This is a genomic window from Saccharothrix sp. HUAS TT1, from assembly GCF_040744945.1.
GTDB lineage: Bacteria > Actinomycetota > Actinomycetes > Mycobacteriales > Pseudonocardiaceae > Actinosynnema.
This window is the reverse complement of record NZ_CP160453.1, coordinates 5927535-5942780: the sequence shown is the minus strand read 5'-3', so window position 1 is coordinate 5942780 and position 15246 is coordinate 5927535. Positions and strand designations below refer to the sequence as shown.

Below are 15246 nucleotides of genomic sequence, written 5' to 3'. Positions count from 1 at the left end.
AACTCGGCGCCGAGGGGATGAGATGCGGCAAGGGATGAGCGCTGGGACGCGCCCGTTGGCGCCCGGCCCGCCGGTGGGGCGCCGGTGACGCCCCGGGTGGTGCTGGCCGGCGCGTCCGGGTACGGGCGCCTGTACCTGCGGGAGATCGCCGCCCTGGAGGCTGCCGGCCGGGCGCGGCTCACCGGCGTCTGCGAGGTCGCCCCGCTCGACGCCGAGGCGCGGCGGCTCATCGGTGACCGGCCCGTGTCCGCCGACCTGCCGTCGCTGGTGCGGGACGCGGACATCGGCATCGTCTCCACGCCGATGCACACCCACGTGCCGTTGGCGCACCAGGTCCTGGACGCGGGCGCGCACCTGCTGCTGGAGAAACCGCCGACGCCGACGCTGGCCGACTGGCGGGACCTGGTCGACCGGGCCGGTCGTCCCGGGGGAGGGGTGGTCCAGGTCGGCTTCCAGGGCCTGGGCTCGCACGCGGTGCACCGGCTGGCCGCTCTGGTGCGGTCGGGCGCGCTGGGCGAGGTCCGGGGCATCGGCGTGCGCGGCACGTGGTCGCGCGACGACAGCTACTACTCCCGCGCGCCCTGGGCGGGCCGCCGCACGCTCGACGGCGTGCCGGTGGTCGACGGCGCGCTGACCAACCCGTTCGCGCACGGCCTCGCGATCGCGCTGGCGCTGGACGGCAGCACCGGCGTGGACGACGTCGACGACATCGAGCTGGAGCTGCTGCGCTCCCGCGACATCGAGGCCGACGACACGTCCTGCCTGCGGTTGCGCACCCGCAACGGCACGGTCGTCGTGGTCGCGGTGACGCTGTGCGCCGAGGTCGCCCGGGAGCCGGTGCTGGTCGTGCACGGCAGCCGCGGCCGCGCCGAGCTGCACTACACCGAGCACCGGCTGGTCATCGACGGCATCGAGGAGCGCTACCGGCACGACTCGCCGCTGCGCAACCTGCTGGACCACCTCGCCGACCCCTCCGTGCCGCTGAACTCGCCGCTCGACCGGGCCGGGGCGTTCACCAGGGTGCTGGAGGAGGTGCGCAACGCGCCCGACCCGACCCCGATCGACCCGGCGTGGCTGCGCCGCAACGGCAAGCGGGTCGACGTCGACGGCGTGGACCACGTGGTGGCCAGGGCCGCCGAGCAGCTGCGCACGTTCGCCGAGCTGGAGGTGCCGTGGTCGCCGCTGGCGGCGGTGGCCAGGCACGGCTGGGACGACGTGCGGCTGCCGCTGGTCGTGCCGCGACCGGCGCTGCACCCGGTGCGCACGCTCGGTGGGGTCGTGGTCACCGGCGAGCACCCGGACGACCACCCCTGGCACCGGGGCATCGGCCTGGCCCTGCCGGACGTCAACGGGGTCAACCTCTGGGGCGGGCGCAACTACGAGCCCGGCCGGGGCTACGTCCCGGGGGAACTGGGCCGGGTCGAGGAGACCGGTCCCGGCGAGCTGGCCTGGTGCGACTCGGCGGGCGGCGTGCTGCTGCGCGAGCGGCGGCACGTCCGGCGCCGGGCGCTGGCCGACGGCTGGGAGCTGACCTGGACCAGCGTGCTGACCGCCGAGGACGAGGTGGTGCTGCACAGCCCCGGCAGCAAGGGCCGGGCGGGCGCGGGCTACGGCGGCTGGTTCTGGCGGCTGCCCGACCTCGACCCGCTGCACGTGCGGGTGCACAGCCCGGACGGCGTCGGCGAGGAGGAGGTCAACGGGCGGGCGGCGCCGTGGCTGGCGGTGGTGGTCGGCGACCCGGTCCGGCCGTGGACGGCGGTGCTGTCCGGGCCGACCGACCCGTGGTTCGTGCGGGTCGGCCAGTACCAGGGCATCGGCTCCGCCCTCGCCTGGGACGAGCCCGTCGTGCTCAAGCCGGGGCAGGAGCGGGAGGTCACCGTGCGGGTGGCGTTCTACGACGGCGTGCGCGCGTCGGTGGTCCCGCAGTGGGAGGACAAGTAGTCCGGACCATTGACAGCCGTTGCGGCGCAACAATAGCGTCGCTGTGAAACGTTTCATTCCGGAGGTTGGCGTGCGACGTGTCTGCTTCCTGCTCCGGGTGCGCCCGGAGCGGCTGGAGGAGTACCGGGAGCGGCACCGCGAGGTGTGGCCGGAGATGCGGGAGGGGCTGCGGGAGACCGGTTGGGGCAACTACAGCCTCTTCCTGGCCGACGACGGGCTGCTCGTCGGCTACCTGGAGACCCCGGACTGGGACGCCGCCCAGCGGGGCATGCGCGACCGCGAGGTGAACGACCGGTGGCAGGCCGAGATGGCCGAGTTCTTCACCGCGCTGGACGGCAGGCAGCCCGACGAGGCCATGAGGCCGCTGACCGAGGTCTTCCACCTCGACTGAGCAGTGAGGAGTCCGAAGTGGACGCCAACGCAGGATCACCCGGCACGGTCGCCGTGCGGGACGCCCTGGCCGGGCAGCGGATCGAGCTGCCGTCCTGGGCGTTCGGCAACTCCGGCACCCGGTTCAAGGTCTTCGCGCAGCGCGGGGTGCCCCGCACGCCCCACGAGAAGGTCTCGGACGCCGCGACCGTGCACCGGTTCACCGGCGTCGCGCCCTCCGTCGCGCTGCACATCCCGTGGGACGCGGTGCCCGACTACGCCGAGCTGGCCAAGTTCGCCGCCGACCAGGGCGTGTCGATCGGCACCATCAACGCCAACGTCTTCCAGGACGACGCCTACGTCCTCGGCAGCGTGTGCTCGCCCGACCCGGCGGTGCGCCGCAAGGCGCTGGACCACCTGCTGCAGTGCGTCGACGTCATGGACGCCACCGGGTCGCGCGACCTGAAGCTGTGGTTCGCCGACGGCACCAACTACCCCGGCCAGGACGACATCCGGACCCGCCAGGACCGGCTCGCCGAGGCGCTGCGCGAGACCTACCACCGGCTCGGGCCCCACCAGCGGATCCTGCTGGAGTACAAGCTGTTCGAGCCCGCGTTCTACACCACCGACGTGCCGGACTGGGGCACCGCGTACGCGCACTGCCTGGAGCTGGGCGAGCGGGCGCGGGTCGTGGTCGACACCGGCCACCACGCGCCGGGCACCAACATCGAGTTCATCGTCGCGGTGCTGCTGCGCGCGGGCAAGCTCGGCGGGTTCGACTTCAACTCGCGCTTCTACGCCGACGACGACCTGATGGTCGGCGCGGCGGACCCGTTCCAGCTGTTCCGGATCATGGTCGAGGTGGTGCGGGGCGGTGCGCTGGCGGCCGGGTCCGGGGTGGCGTTCATGCTCGACCAGTGCCACAACATCGAGCCGAAGATCCCCGGCCAGATCAGGTCGGTGATGAACGTGCAGGAGGCCACCGCCAAGGCGCTGCTGGTCGACCGGGACGCGTTGACCGCCGCGCAGCTGGCCGGTGACGTGCTCGGCGCGAACGCCGTGCTGATGGACGCCTACAACACCGACGTCCGGCCGCTGGTGGCGTCGGTGCGCGAGGGGGTGGGGCTGGACCCGGACCCGATGGCGGCCTACGCCCGGTCGGGTCACGGCGAGCGGATCGCGGCCGAGCGGGTCGGCGGCGAGCAGGCCGGGTGGGGCGCGTGAACGAGCAGGTGCGGGCACTGCTGGCGCGCTCCCACGAGCTGGGCGCGGACCCGGCGACCACGAACTACGCGGGCGGCAACACCTCGGCCAAGGGCGTGGAGACCGACCCGGTCACCGGCGCGCCCGTCGAGCTGCTGTGGGTGAAGGGCTCGGGCGGCGACCTGGGCGCGCTGACCGAGCGCGGCCTGGCCGTGCTGCGGCTGGACCGGCTGCGCGCGCTGGCCGACGTCTACCCCGGCGTGGACCGCGAGGACGAGATGGTGGCCGCGTTCGACTACTGCCTGCACGGCAGGGGCGGTGCGGCGCCGTCGATCGACACCGCCATGCACGCGCTGGTCGAGGCCGCGCACGTCGACCACCTGCACCCGGACGCGGGCATCGCGCTGGCCGCGTCGGCCGACGGCGAGGCGTTGACCGAAGAGGTCTTCGGCGACCGGGTGCTGTGGGTGCCGTGGCGGCGCCCCGGCTTCCAGCTCGGCCTCGACATCGCCGCCATCGCCCGCGCGCACCCGCGGGCGATCGGCGTCGTCCTCGGCGGCCACGGCATCACGGCGTGGGGCGCGACCTCCGCGCAGTGCCAGGAGCGCTCGCAGGAGATCATCCGGCGGGCTGCCGAATTCCTGGCCGCGCGCGGCAGGCCCGACCCGTTCGGCGCGAAGCTGCACGACCCGCTGCCCGCCGCCGAACGCCGGGCGCGCGCCGCCGCGCTGGCGCCGCTGCTGCGCGGCCTCGCCTCGACCGACCGGCCGCAGGTCGGCCACTTCACCGACGCCGACGTGGTCCTGGACTTCCTGGCGCACGCGGAGCACCCGAGGCTGGCCGCGCTGGGCACCTCCTGCCCGGACCACTTCCTGCGCACCAAGGTGCGGCCGATGGTGCTCGACCTGCCGCCGACCGCGCCGCCGGCCGAGGTGGCGGCCCGGTTGCGCGAGCTGCACGAGGCGTACCGGGAGGACTACCGCCGCTACTACGAGCGGCACGCCGCACCGGACTCGCCGCCGATGCGCGGCGCGGACCCGGCGATCGTGCTGGTGCCCGGCGTCGGCATGTTCTCCTACGGCAAGGACAAGCAGACCGCGCGGGTGGCGGGCGAGTTCTACGTCAACGCGATCAACGTGATGCGCGGCGCGGAGTCGGTGTCGAGGTACGCGCCGATAGACGAGGCGGAGAAGTTCCGCATCGAGTACTGGGCGCTGGAGGAGGCCAAGCTCCAGCGGATGCCGGCGCCCAAGCCGCTGGCCACGCGGGTCGCGCTGGTGACGGGCGCGGGTTCGGGCATCGGCCGGGCCGTCGCGCTGCGGCTGGCCGCCGAGGGCGCGTGCGTGGTGGTGGCCGACGTCAACGCCGACGCGGCGCGGGCCGTGGCGGACGAGCTGGGGCCGGACGCCGCGGTGGCCGTGGTCGCGGACGTGACCGACGAGGACGCGGTGGCGGCGGCGGTCGACGAGGCGTGCCTGGCCTTCGGCGGGGTGGACCTGGTGGTCAACAACGCCGGCCTGTCGATCTCCAAGCCGCTGCTGGAGACCACCGCCCGGGACTGGGACCTCCAGCACGGCGTGATGGCGCGCGGGTCGTTCCTGGTCGCGAAGGCGGCGGCGCGGGCGATGGTCGAGCAGGGGATGGGCGGCGACATCGTCTACATCGCCTCGAAGAACGCCGTCTTCGCCGGGCCGAACAACGTCGCCTACGGCGCGGCCAAGGCCGACCAGGCGCACCAGGTCCGGCTGCTGGCCGCCGAGCTGGGCGAGCACGGCATCAGGGTCAACGGCGTCAACCCGGACGGCGTGGTGCGCGGGTCGGGCATCTTCGCCGGCGGCTGGGGCGCGCAGCGGGCCGCCGTGTACGGGGTGCCGGAGGAGGAGCTGGGCGCGTTCTACGCGCAGCGGACGCTGCTCAAGCGGGAGGTGCTGCCCGAGCACGTGGCCAACGCGGTGTTCGCCCTGACGGCGGGCGAGCTGTCGCACACGACCGGCGCGCACGTCCCGGTGGACGCCGGCGTGGCCGCCGCGTTCCTGCGCTGACCGGCGGGGGCGGGGTCGCCCGCCCAGGCGACCCCGCCACGCCTCACCACTGGTGGGCGACGTCCACGACGATGTGGTTCGGCAGGGTGAAGACCCGGAACGGCAACCGCGCGCGGACACCCAGCCCGAGGTCCGTGGTGCCCTCCCAGGACCCGGCCCAGGCGACCTGCCGGAACGTCCGGTACCCGGTCACGTCCACGACCTCGGTCAGGTCCGCCGGCAGGTAGGTCGGGTCGAAGTTCTCGTCGTAGGACGGCACGTAGGCCATCACGAACAACTTCGCCCCGCCGCGCAGCGGGACCGGCTCGCCGGAGCCGACGTACGTCACCTCGTCGGTGTAGCGCACGTAGTAACCGCTCTCGGGCAGGTTGGTGTCGATCACCAACCGGTCGAAGCACTCGTGCTGCCCGGAGCGGATGTCGCCCACCGCGCCCCCGGAGCCGTCGTACGCGGTCTTCAGCTGCGACCCCCAGTCCACCGGAGCGCAGGAATCGGCCGCGGCGCCCACCGGGACCGCCGACATCGCCACCAGCGCGGCGGCGACCACCAACGCGGTTCTCCTCATGATCTCCCCCTTCTCCAACGGGCATCCCCACCCGTTGAAGACAGGACGCGCGAACGGTCGCCGGGTTGCCCAGCGCTCGTCCGACCACCTCCGCCACTATTCCTCGCGAGCCGAAATCGACTCCCGGGAAATTCCCGGTGGACGTCCCGGCCGACCGGTGCGCACGTCAATCGGGAAATCGTTGATCTCCGGTGGCCGGACCCCGCTCGCCTCACTGCTCGTTGATGTGCCAGCGCTGGTCGCTCCGGCTGAAGTCGCACTCCTCCAGGCGCGGGCTGAGTTCGTGCCCGTCGTAGGTGACGCAGGTGCCGAACTCGTCGTTCACGATCACCCGTGAGCTCCCGCTGCCCTCGCGCCACCACAACTGCCCCGGGTCGTCGGGATCGCACTCGCGCCCCTTCAGCAGGCCGCCGATGGCAGCGGCGCACAGGCCGGTCCCGACGTTCACGATCAGGTTGTCACCGGCGCCGAGCTCCCACAACTGCCGGTTGCCGCCGGTGTAGTCGGCGGCGATGACCGGCTTGGTGTCCCAGAGGGTCTGGAGCCACACGTCCTCCGAGCCGTTCGCGCTCTCGATCACCGCCGTGGTCGCCCGGGCCCCGGCCGGCGGCGCCCACGCCACCGCCGAACACGCGACCACCAGGGCGACCAGAACCTCGCGCACTGCCATGGACTCCACCTCTCGCACGCGTCCGGTGGAATTCCACCGGCCCGGACGTCGAATTTCCGGTACGCCCAGTAGAACCCGAGCGCCCCTCGCGGCCAATGGTCGTGACACGTGCGCGCAACGGGAAAATCCCCTTGCACTAGCCGAACTCGCGGAAACACACACGGCGTCCACCACCTGCGGCCGAACAAGTGGTTTTCACGTCACCCCATCGTGTGGCCGTGGTGTCACCGACCCGATCAAGCCGGAACTGCCTCCAGGTGTGGTCGCGGCTCTTTCCATGATCATGGAAGTCACGCTCGGCAAGCGAAATTCCCTCTGTTGCCCGCTGTCGACCACCCCGCCAAGTCCGGTTGTCTGCAGGGGGCTTGCCGGTTCAGCGGGAGGAGAGCACGTGTCGGGACGTTGGAGGAGGATGTGGGCGGTGGCGGCCGCATCCGTCGTCGCGCTGGGTTCGGCCGCCGCGACCGCGCCACCGGCCGGAGCCGCGGTCGTGGACCTGACCTGCAACGTCAACGTGCAGCTCAGCTTCAGCCCGGCGCTGACCGCCGTGCGGACCAGCGCGGCGGTGGTGGGCGTGGCCAACCTGGCGAACTGCCTGTCGCCCAGTGGCGCGCACCCGGAGCCGGCGGGCGGCGCCGTCACCGACGCCACCGGCACCGCGACCAGCCTCGGCGGCGTCCCGTGCAACCTGCTGCTCACCATCACCGGGTCGGCGACCATCGAGTGGTCGCCGGGCGACGAGCGGACGACGTTCGACTTCACCGTCCGCACCAACGTGCTCGACGGCGCCGTGCAGCTCACCACCCGGCAGACCAGCGGCCCGCTGACCGGGACCACCTCCCAGACGGTCGGCGCGGCCAACCCCAACCTCGACTGCCTCCTCAACGGCCTGTCCGGCCTGGCCGTGCCGTTGGGGCAGACGACCTTCCTCTGACGGGACGGGCCGGTGGTGATCGGTTGCCCGTGGTGGGGGGCGGGGGTGAAACGATTTAACGCAGGCCTCGGCGGACTAGGATGAGCAGCGGGTCGTGCCGGTCCGGGAGCGGTACCGGCGACTAGGCTCGTCTTCTTGACACCTCGAGTCCGCCGAGGAGGCGCGGTGGGGACACCGGTGAGCATCCGCGACGTGGCGACGCGCGCGAAGGTGTCGGTCGGCACGGTCTCGAACGTGCTCAACCGCCCCGAGGTCGTCGCGCCGGCGACCCGGGACCGCGTGCTGGGCGCGATCGTGGAGCTGGGGTTCGTCCGCAACGACGCCGCCCGCCAGTTGCGCTCGGGCACGCCCCGCGCCATCGGGCTGGTCGTGCTGGACGTGGGCAACCCGTTCTTCACCGACGTCGCCCGCGGCGTCGAGGACACCGCGAGCGAGGCCGGGCACGCGGTGATCCTGTGCAACAGCGACGGCTCGCCGCAGCGCGAGAGCAGGCACGTGGAGCTGCTGGCCGAGCAGCGGGTGCACGGCGTGCTGATCACACCCGTGGACGCCGACCTGGCCGCGGTGCGCCGGCTGCGCGACCGGGGCATGTCCGTGGTGCTGCTCGACCACCCCACCACCGACCCCGGGCTGTGCGCGGTGGCCGTGGACGACCGGGCGGGCGGCGAGCTGGCGGTCACCCACCTGCTCGCCGAGGGCTACGAGCGGATCGTCATGGTCAACGGGCCCTCGCGCGTGCACCAGGCGCGCCAGCGGCACGAGGGCGCGGTGGACGCGGTGCGCAAGGCGGGCCGGGACGCGGGCGTGCTGGAGGAGTTGAAGGTCCCCACCATGAACGTGGTGTCGGGGCAGCGGGCCGCCGAGCAGCTGCTGGCCCGCTCCGCCCGGCCGGACGCGGTGTTCTGCGCCAACGACCTGCTGGCGCTGGGCGCGCTCCAGGTGCTGGTGCGAGCGGGGGTGCGGGTGCCGGAGGAGATCGCCATCGTCGGCTACGACGACATCGACTTCGCCGCCGCCGCGGCCGTGCCGCTCACCTCGGTGCGGCAGCCGCGCCAGCTGATCGGCCGCACGGCCGCCGAGCTGGTGATCGCGGAGACGATGACGCCCGCCGAGCACGAGCACAAGCACGTGCTGTTCGCGCCGGAGCTGGTCGTGCGGGAGTCGAGCCGGCGGGTGCAGCGGGCGCGCCGCCGCGCCAGGTGACCGCCGTTCTTTGAACCTTTTCAGCGTCGTTCTGACGATTTCCGCCCAGGTGGTCGGCCTGTGAGCACTAAAGGGTCCTGCTAGGAGTGAATCGTTTCATCCTTGACAGGCGCTGGGTTGCGGTGCTGTCATGTGCCGGGCGAGGGCGTTACCCGGATCACATCTGGGAGCGCTCCCAGAATCTGCGACGAAGGAGCAACGGTGCTCACCAACTCGTTCAGAGTGCGCGCGATGGCCGCCGGCGCGGCGATCAGCGCACTGACCGGGGGCCTGCTGGTCGCCGGCGTGGCGTCCGCGGCCCCGGGCTGCGGCGTCGACTACGCGGTGCAGAACAAGTGGCAGGGCGGGTTCTCCGCCAACGTGACGATCAGGAACCTGGGCGACCCGGTCGACGGGTGGACGCTGGCGTGGTCGTTCCCCGGCTCGGAACGCCTCGGGCAGGGGTGGAACGCCGAGTTCGGCGGCTCGGGCGCGAACGTGACGGCGTCCAACGTGGACTGGAACCGGTCGATCCCGACCGGCGGCACGGCGTCGTTCGGCTTCAACGGCACCATGTCCGGCGACTCGGTCGGAGTGCCGACGTCGTTCACGCTCAACGGCACCACGTGCACGGGCGGCGTCGACCCCACGACGACCACCACCACGTCGACCACCACCACCACCACGACTACGACCACGACGACCACCGACTCGAACCCGGGTGGGCCGGGCGACCCGACCGGCCGCAAGCAGGTCGAGCGGCTGGACCGCGGTGTGGTGAGCGTGCGGTCGGGCAGCGGCAACCTGGTCAGCTGGCGGTTGCTGGGCGGTGACCCGCAGAACGTGGCGTTCAACGTCTACCGGGGCGGCACGAAGCTCAACGGCAGCCCGATCACCTCCTCGACCAACTACCTGGACAACGGCGCGGCGGCGGACGCCTCCTACACCGTCCGCGCCGTGGTCGACGGGACCGAGCAGGCGGCGTCGCCCGCGTCACTGGCGTTCGGCTCGGGCTACCGGGACGTGCCGATCCAGTCGCCGGGCAGCGGTTACGTGGCCAACGACGCCAGCGCGGGCGACCTGGACGGCGACGGCGACTACGAGTTCGTGCTCAAGTGGGACCCGGACAACGCCAAGGACAACTCCCAGTCCGGTGTGACCGGCAACGTGTTCATCGACGCCTACCGCCTGGACGGCACCCGGTTGTGGCGCATCGACCTGGGCCGCAACATCCGCGCCGGCGCGCACTACACCCAGTTCCAGGTCTACGACTACGACGGTGACGGCAAGGCCGAGGTCGCGATGAAGACCGCGGACGGCACCAGGGACGGCCGCGGCACGGTGATCGGCAACGCGAGCGCCGACCACCGCAACTCCGGCGGCTACATCCTCACGGGTCCGGAGTTCCTGACCATGTTCAACGGTCAGACCGGCGCGGCGATGTCGACGGTGAACTACGACCCGCCGCGCGGCACGGTGTCGTCGTGGGGCGACAACTACGGCAACCGGGTGGACCGGTTCCTGGCCGGCACCGCCTACCTCGACGGCGCCCGCCCCAGCCTGATCATGGCGCGGGGCTACTACACCCGCGCCGTCATCGCCGCCTGGGACTTCCGCAACGGCGCGCTGACCAAGCGCTGGACCTTCGACTCCAACAGCAACTCCGGCTACGCCGGGCAGGGCAACCACTCGCTGACCGTCGGCGACGTCGACCAGGACGGCCGGGACGAGATCGTCTACGGCGCGGCCGTGATCGACGACAACGGCCGCGGCCTGTGGACCACCGGCCTCGGGCACGGCGACGCCGCCCACCTGGGCGACCTGGACCCCTCCCGCCCGGGCCTGGAGTACTTCAAGGTCTCCGAGGACTCCTCCAAGCCGGGCTCTTGGTTCGCCGACGCCCGCACCGGCTCCCGGCGCTGGACCACCGCGTCGGGCACCGACAACGGCCGAGGCGTCTCCGGCGACATCCACGCCGGCAGCCCCGGCGCGGAGTCCTGGTCCAGCGCGGACGGCAGCCTGCGCAGCCCCAGCGGCGCCAACGTGGGCCGCAAGCCGTCCTCGGCGAACTTCCTGCTCTGGTGGGACGGCGACACCTCCCGCGAACTGCTGGACCAGACCCGCGTCGACAAGTACGGCACGAGCGGCGACACCCGCCTGCTGACCGGTTCCGGGGTGGCGTCGAACAACGGCACCAAGGCCACCCCGGCGTTGAGCGCCGACCTGTTCGGCGACTGGCGCGAGGAGGTCGTCTGGCGCACCACCGACAACCGCGCCCTGCGCATCTACTCCACCCCGCACCAGACCGACCGGCGGATCCCCACGCTGATGCACGACACCATGTACCGGGTCGCCATCGCCTGGCAGAACACCGCCTACAACCAGCCGCCGCACCCGAGCTTCCACATCGGCAACGGCATGGTCACCCCGCCCTGGCCGGACGTCCACTACGCCAACTGATCACTCTCCGCAGCTGTGGCCTACCCCACTCGGGGTAGGCCACCGGCTTTTCGGGGGTGTGAAGTCGGCAAACGGTGGGTACCTGTCCGTGGATCGAGGGAGGTCACACCATGGGCAAGCACAGACTCGGCCAGTCCGAAGGCCGTCAGTGGGGCGGTCCGGACCTGGTCAACGGCGTGGAGGAGGCGCCGGGCCGGTCCGACGGCGAGCAGGCCGAGTCCGCGGCCGAGCGCGCGGAGGACGACTAGCCACCCTCGACACCCGGCTGCGCCGCACCCGGAACACGGCTAGGGCCGAAGCTCCACGTCCGGGTCCTCGGTCACCGACCGCAGCGGGGTGACGGTCGGCGTGCCCGCGGCCAGCAGTGCCGCGTCGGTGCCCGGCTCCAGCTCTTCGTCGACCTGGACGGCCGCGAGGCTGATCGTGCCGTCGTCGGCGTCCTTGATCCTGGTCCGCACGGCGCCGAACTCGGCGAGCGCGGCCCGTTCCGGGTCGCCCACCCGGGCCAGGTTGGGCACGTTGAGGTTCAGCACCGCCCCGGCGGGCAGGGCGGCCACCCGGTCGAACAGCGTCGAGGCCACCCCGACGGCGGTGTCCCAGTGGTGCTCGACGTCGACCTCCAACCCCACGTCCAGCGACACGGCCATGGCGCGCGCGCCGTTGACAGCGGCGGTCAGCGCCGCGCCGACGGTGCCGGAGTGCAGGACCGCGCGCCCGACGTTGGCGCCCCGGTTGACGCCGGACAGCACGATGTCCGGGGGATCGCCGAACGCGCCCTGGGACGCGACCAGGGCGATGAAGGCGGGGTGGGCGGAGACGGCGTAGCCGGGCACGTCCGGCAGACCGGGCAGGTCACGCCGCTCCACCTGCACGCGGCGGTCGTCCTTGGCGGCGGTCAGGCCCGCGCTGGTGCCGCTGGACTCGCGGGCGGGCGCGGCGACCACGGTCGTCCACCCGTGCGCCACCGCGCCGCGCGCCAGCGCGACGAGCCCCGGCGAGTCGATCCCGTCGTCGTTGGTGATGAGCACCCTCATGCGTCGTCCTCCCACGGGCGCAGCCGCACCCGGTCGACCAGTTCGCGCACCACGTCGCCGCTGCCGGTGCCCAGCCCGTGCCGGGTGACGTTGACCGTGCCCGCAGCCGCGCCCAGCTTGAGCGAGTCCTCCAGCGAGTGGCCCAGGGCGAGGCCGGCGGCCAGGCCCGCGGTCATCGAGTCGCCGCCGCCGCGGGTGTCGACCGGCGCCAGCTCGGGTGTCTCCACCAGGTACAGCTTGCCCTCGATCCAGGCCAGTGTCTCCTCGGCGGCCCGGGACACCACCACCGCCCGCGCCCCGGACTCGGCCACCTTCCGGCAGCCCGCGGCCAGGTCCGGCAGCGAGTCGGAGTCGGCGAGCCCGTCGGACACCAGCTCCTCGTGGCTGACCTTCACCACTTCGGGCCCGCCCGCGAGGGCCGCGGCGAGCCGGTCGCCGGAGAGGTCCACGACCGCGCGGCAGCCGTTGGCGCCGAGGTCCTTGGCCAGGCGCTCGTAGACGGAGTCGGGCACCGGCGTGTCCTGGGCGGCCGGTCCGCTGAGCACCGCGACACCCGCGCCCAGCGCCTCCACCAGGGTCATCTCGTAGAGGTCGTCCAGCTCGTGGCGGGACAGCGCGTCGGCGGGCATCCGCACCACCTGGTCGCGCCCGCCGTCGCGCCGGTCGTGCACGTACCCGCCGTTGCGGGCGGCGACCTCCCGCGCCTTCAGCTCGACCCCGATCAGGTGTCGCAGCACCTGGCCGGTCTCACCCCCCAGCGCGGAGCACAGCACCACCTCCGCGCCCAGGGACTCGATCATGCGCGACACCCACACCCCCTGCCCTCCGGCGTGGATGTGGATGTCGGGCGAGCCGTCCAGTTCTTCTACCGTCACGGTCAACTCGGGGGAAGGGGCGAATACCGCTACACGACCGGTCATAAACGGGCATTTACCCCATTCCCTCCGAGTTGAAGCGTGGTCAGGACTCCCGGTGCAGCTCCTCCAGCACGGCCCCGGACGCGTCCCGGACGATCACCCGCACCTGGCCGGGCCCCTCGGCGGGCAGTTCGTGGCCGGGCAGGACCACTGAGCCCATCACGGGTTCGACGGTGACGTCCGGCCTGCCGGGGCCGGCCAGCGTCACGCTCGCGACGCGCTCGTCGGTGATCTCGGCGACCAGGGCCTGCTCGTTCGAGCTGAAGTGCGCCTCGCCGCCCTCGGTGGTCGGGGTGAGGTCGTAGAACACCCACGCGCCGCGCAGGGTCGCGCCGCGCGTCAGGGCGCCCGGCGCGGAGAGCACCCCGGCTCCCCGCAGGTCGTGCACCTCGACCGACCGGTCCTGCCGGCACACCAGCAGCAGGTCGCGGTAGTGGCCCAGTTGCAGGGACTCGGTGGCGGTCAGGGCGACCGCCTGCCCGGTGCGCCAGGCGTCGGGGTCCGCGATCGGCCTCGGCTGGTCGGCGAGGCAGGCGGCCAACCTGCGCCCCTCCGGGCTGGTGCGGTCCTCGGGCGCGGCCGGCCGGTCGACCACCGCGCGGGAGGGCGGCGGTGCGGTCAGCTCGAACCGCTGCACGAGCTCGTCCGAGGAGGCGACCTCCGGCTGGGCGATGACCCGGTCGGCGACGAAGCCGTTGGGCAGCAGGAACAGCCGACCCGACCGCGCCACCACGTCGCGCTCGCCCTCCTCGTCACGGGCGGCGAGGGTGTAGGAGCGGGGGTCGGGGCCGTTGAAGCCCGCCATCGAGCCGTTGGCCGTCGTGAACGACACGGCGAGCGCGCCGGGGTCCGCCTGCGGCGACGACACGGTGACCGAGCCGGGTGTCGTCTCGCAGAACACGATGCCCGCGGGGGTCCCGAACGCCGTCAGGTCCACGCGCGACCAGGTCGCCGTGACGATCGCGGTCCACTGCTGGACCGGGGGCAGGCCGGTGGTCCGGGCGTGGCAGCGCTCCGCCGCGCCGTCCGGGGCCGAGCCCGTGCGCAGGTCGTAGTGGGCGGCGGCGTCGTAGTGACCCAGCTCGGGGATGGGGCTCGGGCTCGACGAGGTCGCGGCGGTCGGCTCGCCCGGGTCCGCGAACCGCACCGCCAGGGTCGCCGAAGCGGCCACGACGACCGCGACGGCGGCGACCTTCAGCGGGAGGCGGCGCGGGGGTGGCGCGTCCAGGCCCGCCCGCAGGCGGGTGAGCGCGGCGTCGCGCACACCGTCGGGCAGGGGGCTGCTCGGCGGCAGGTCCAGGTCAGTCATCGGAGTCCTCCTCGATCAGCACGCGGAGCCGGGCACGGGCGCGGGACAGGCGGGCGCGGACGCTGGCCTCGACGATGCCGAGCAGCCGGGCCGCGTCGGCGGTGGGCACCTCGCCCAGCAGGCACAACCGGACGACCTCGCGCTCGGCGCGGGGCAGCCGGTCGACGGCCGCGACCACCCGGCGCAGCCGGCGCTCGGCGAAGTCGCCCTCCACCACGGCGTCGGCGTGGTCGCGCTCGGCGGTCGTGCGGGACAGCCGCTGGAGCAACGCGGTCAGCCGGGCGCCGGCCCGCCGCTCGTCCCGGGCCAGGCGCGCGGTGACGGTGAACAGCCACGGCCGGGCGGAGTCCCTGGTCAGCACCGCCCGGCCACGGGTGCGCCAGGCGGTGAGGAACGCCGTCGACAGCAGGTCGTCGGCCTGCGCCCACGACGCGGTCAGCCGGTGGGCGTAGTTCCACACCGCCTCGGCGTGCCGCTGGAACAGCTCGGTGAAGGCGGCGTGCGCCGCCGGCCCGTCGCCCGCGATGGTCCGCCACAGCTCGGCGTCCGACTCGGGAGGCGGACCGACACCGAGCGCGCCCGGCGCCCCGGTCACGTCCGTCGAAGCTTTCGTCATGCCC

General features: G+C 73.3%; 14 protein-coding genes. 8 read left to right on the top strand and 6 right to left on the bottom strand.

Translation table 11 applies throughout. From position 1 onward, the window contains the following. Positions 1-84 precede the first annotated feature (84 nt). The 4 genes from AB0F89_RS26805 (at position 85) to AB0F89_RS26790 (ending at position 5555) form a co-directional block, all read left to right on the top strand. Positions 85-1941: a DUF6807 family protein gene (locus tag AB0F89_RS26805; protein ID WP_367128372.1), complete on the top strand. Its 1857-nt coding sequence runs from the start codon at positions 85-87 to the stop codon at positions 1939-1941. A gap of 70 nt (positions 1942-2011) precedes the next feature. Next, a complete protein-coding gene (locus tag AB0F89_RS26800; protein ID WP_367128371.1) occupies positions 2012-2332 on the top strand; it encodes an L-rhamnose mutarotase in 321 nt (106 codons plus the stop codon). Between the two features lie 17 nt (positions 2333-2349). Further along, the gene (gene rhaI / locus AB0F89_RS26795) at positions 2350-3534 is read left to right on the top strand and encodes an L-rhamnose isomerase (protein WP_367128370.1); all 1185 of its coding nucleotides are present in this window, start codon (positions 2350-2352) and stop codon (positions 3532-3534) included. Further along, complete coding sequence (locus AB0F89_RS26790; protein WP_367128369.1) at positions 3522-5555, top strand: bifunctional aldolase/short-chain dehydrogenase; 2034 nt, start codon at positions 3522-3524, stop codon at positions 5553-5555. Before rhaI ends, AB0F89_RS26790 begins: the two co-directional genes overlap by 13 nt. A 43-nt stretch (positions 5556-5598) precedes the next feature. On the opposite strand, the gene AB0F89_RS26785 is transcribed toward AB0F89_RS26790, so the two are convergent. Next, a complete protein-coding gene (locus tag AB0F89_RS26785; RefSeq protein WP_367128368.1) occupies positions 5599-6120 on the bottom strand; it encodes a hypothetical protein in 522 nt (173 codons plus the stop codon). Positions 6121-6331: 211 nt separating this feature from the next. Further along, on the bottom strand, positions 6332-6790 hold the full coding sequence (locus AB0F89_RS26780) for a ricin-type beta-trefoil lectin domain protein (RefSeq protein ID WP_367128367.1): 459 nt from the start codon (positions 6788-6790) through the stop codon (positions 6332-6334). A gap of 421 nt (positions 6791-7211) precedes the next feature. Between AB0F89_RS26780 and AB0F89_RS26775 the strand changes: the two genes are divergently transcribed. From AB0F89_RS26775 to AB0F89_RS26760, 4 genes are all read left to right on the top strand, one after another. Next, positions 7212-7724 (top strand): hypothetical protein, encoded by a 513-nt coding sequence (locus AB0F89_RS26775; protein WP_367128366.1) that lies wholly within the window; start codon positions 7212-7214, stop codon positions 7722-7724. A gap of 165 nt (positions 7725-7889) precedes the next feature. Next, a complete protein-coding gene (locus tag AB0F89_RS26770; RefSeq protein WP_367128365.1) occupies positions 7890-8927 on the top strand; it encodes a LacI family DNA-binding transcriptional regulator in 1038 nt (345 codons plus the stop codon). Positions 8928-9128: 201 nt separating this feature from the next. Then, positions 9129-11366: a cellulose binding domain-containing protein gene (locus tag AB0F89_RS26765; RefSeq protein ID WP_367128364.1), complete on the top strand. Its 2238-nt coding sequence runs from the start codon at positions 9129-9131 to the stop codon at positions 11364-11366. 110 nt (positions 11367-11476) lie between these two features. Next, complete coding sequence (locus AB0F89_RS26760; RefSeq protein ID WP_367128363.1) at positions 11477-11614, top strand: hypothetical protein; 138 nt, start codon at positions 11477-11479, stop codon at positions 11612-11614. Between the two features lie 39 nt (positions 11615-11653). Here the strand turns inward: AB0F89_RS26760 and surE are convergent, their stop codons facing one another. From surE to AB0F89_RS26740, 4 genes are read right to left on the bottom strand one after another with little or no spacing between them, the layout of a single operon-like run. After that, positions 11654-12400: a 5'/3'-nucleotidase SurE gene (surE, locus tag AB0F89_RS26755; protein WP_367128362.1), complete on the bottom strand. Its 747-nt coding sequence runs from the start codon at positions 12398-12400 to the stop codon at positions 11654-11656. After that, positions 12397-13320 (bottom strand): PfkB family carbohydrate kinase, encoded by a 924-nt coding sequence (locus AB0F89_RS26750; protein WP_367128361.1) that lies wholly within the window; start codon positions 13318-13320, stop codon positions 12397-12399. The genes surE and AB0F89_RS26750 overlap by 4 nt, the downstream gene beginning before the upstream one ends. 40 nt (positions 13321-13360) lie before the next feature. Beyond that, positions 13361-14626 carry a hypothetical protein gene (locus AB0F89_RS26745; protein WP_367128360.1) on the bottom strand — a complete coding sequence of 422 codons (1266 nt, stop codon included), beginning with the start codon at positions 14624-14626 and terminating at the stop codon, positions 13361-13363. Then, complete coding sequence (locus AB0F89_RS26740; RefSeq protein ID WP_367128359.1) at positions 14619-15242, bottom strand: RNA polymerase sigma factor; 624 nt, start codon at positions 15240-15242, stop codon at positions 14619-14621. Before AB0F89_RS26740 ends, AB0F89_RS26745 begins: the two co-directional genes overlap by 8 nt. Between the last annotated feature and the right edge of the window lie 4 nt (positions 15243-15246).

Bases quoted from the DNA above. Each gene is read 5' to 3' on its own strand.
- AB0F89_RS26785 (WP_367128368.1), bottom strand. From the start codon at position 6,120: ATGAGGAGAACCGCGTTGGTGGTCGCCGCCGCGCTGGTGGCGATGTCG.
- AB0F89_RS26780 (WP_367128367.1), bottom strand. From the start codon at position 6,790: ATGGCAGTGCGCGAGGTTCTGGTCGCCCTGGTGGTCGCGTGTTCGGCG.
- AB0F89_RS26760 (WP_367128363.1), top strand. From the start codon at position 11,477: ATGGGCAAGCACAGACTCGGCCAGTCCGAAGGCCGTCAGTGGGGCGGT.
- surE (WP_367128362.1), bottom strand. From the start codon at position 12,400: ATGAGGGTGCTCATCACCAACGACGACGGGATCGACTCGCCGGGGCTC.
- AB0F89_RS26750 (WP_367128361.1), bottom strand. From the start codon at position 13,320: ATGACCGGTCGTGTAGCGGTATTCGCCCCTTCCCCCGAGTTGACCGTG.
- AB0F89_RS26745 (WP_367128360.1), bottom strand. From the start codon at position 14,626: ATGACTGACCTGGACCTGCCGCCGAGCAGCCCCCTGCCCGACGGTGTG.
- AB0F89_RS26740 (WP_367128359.1), bottom strand. From the start codon at position 15,242: ATGACGAAAGCTTCGACGGACGTGACCGGGGCGCCGGGCGCGCTCGGT.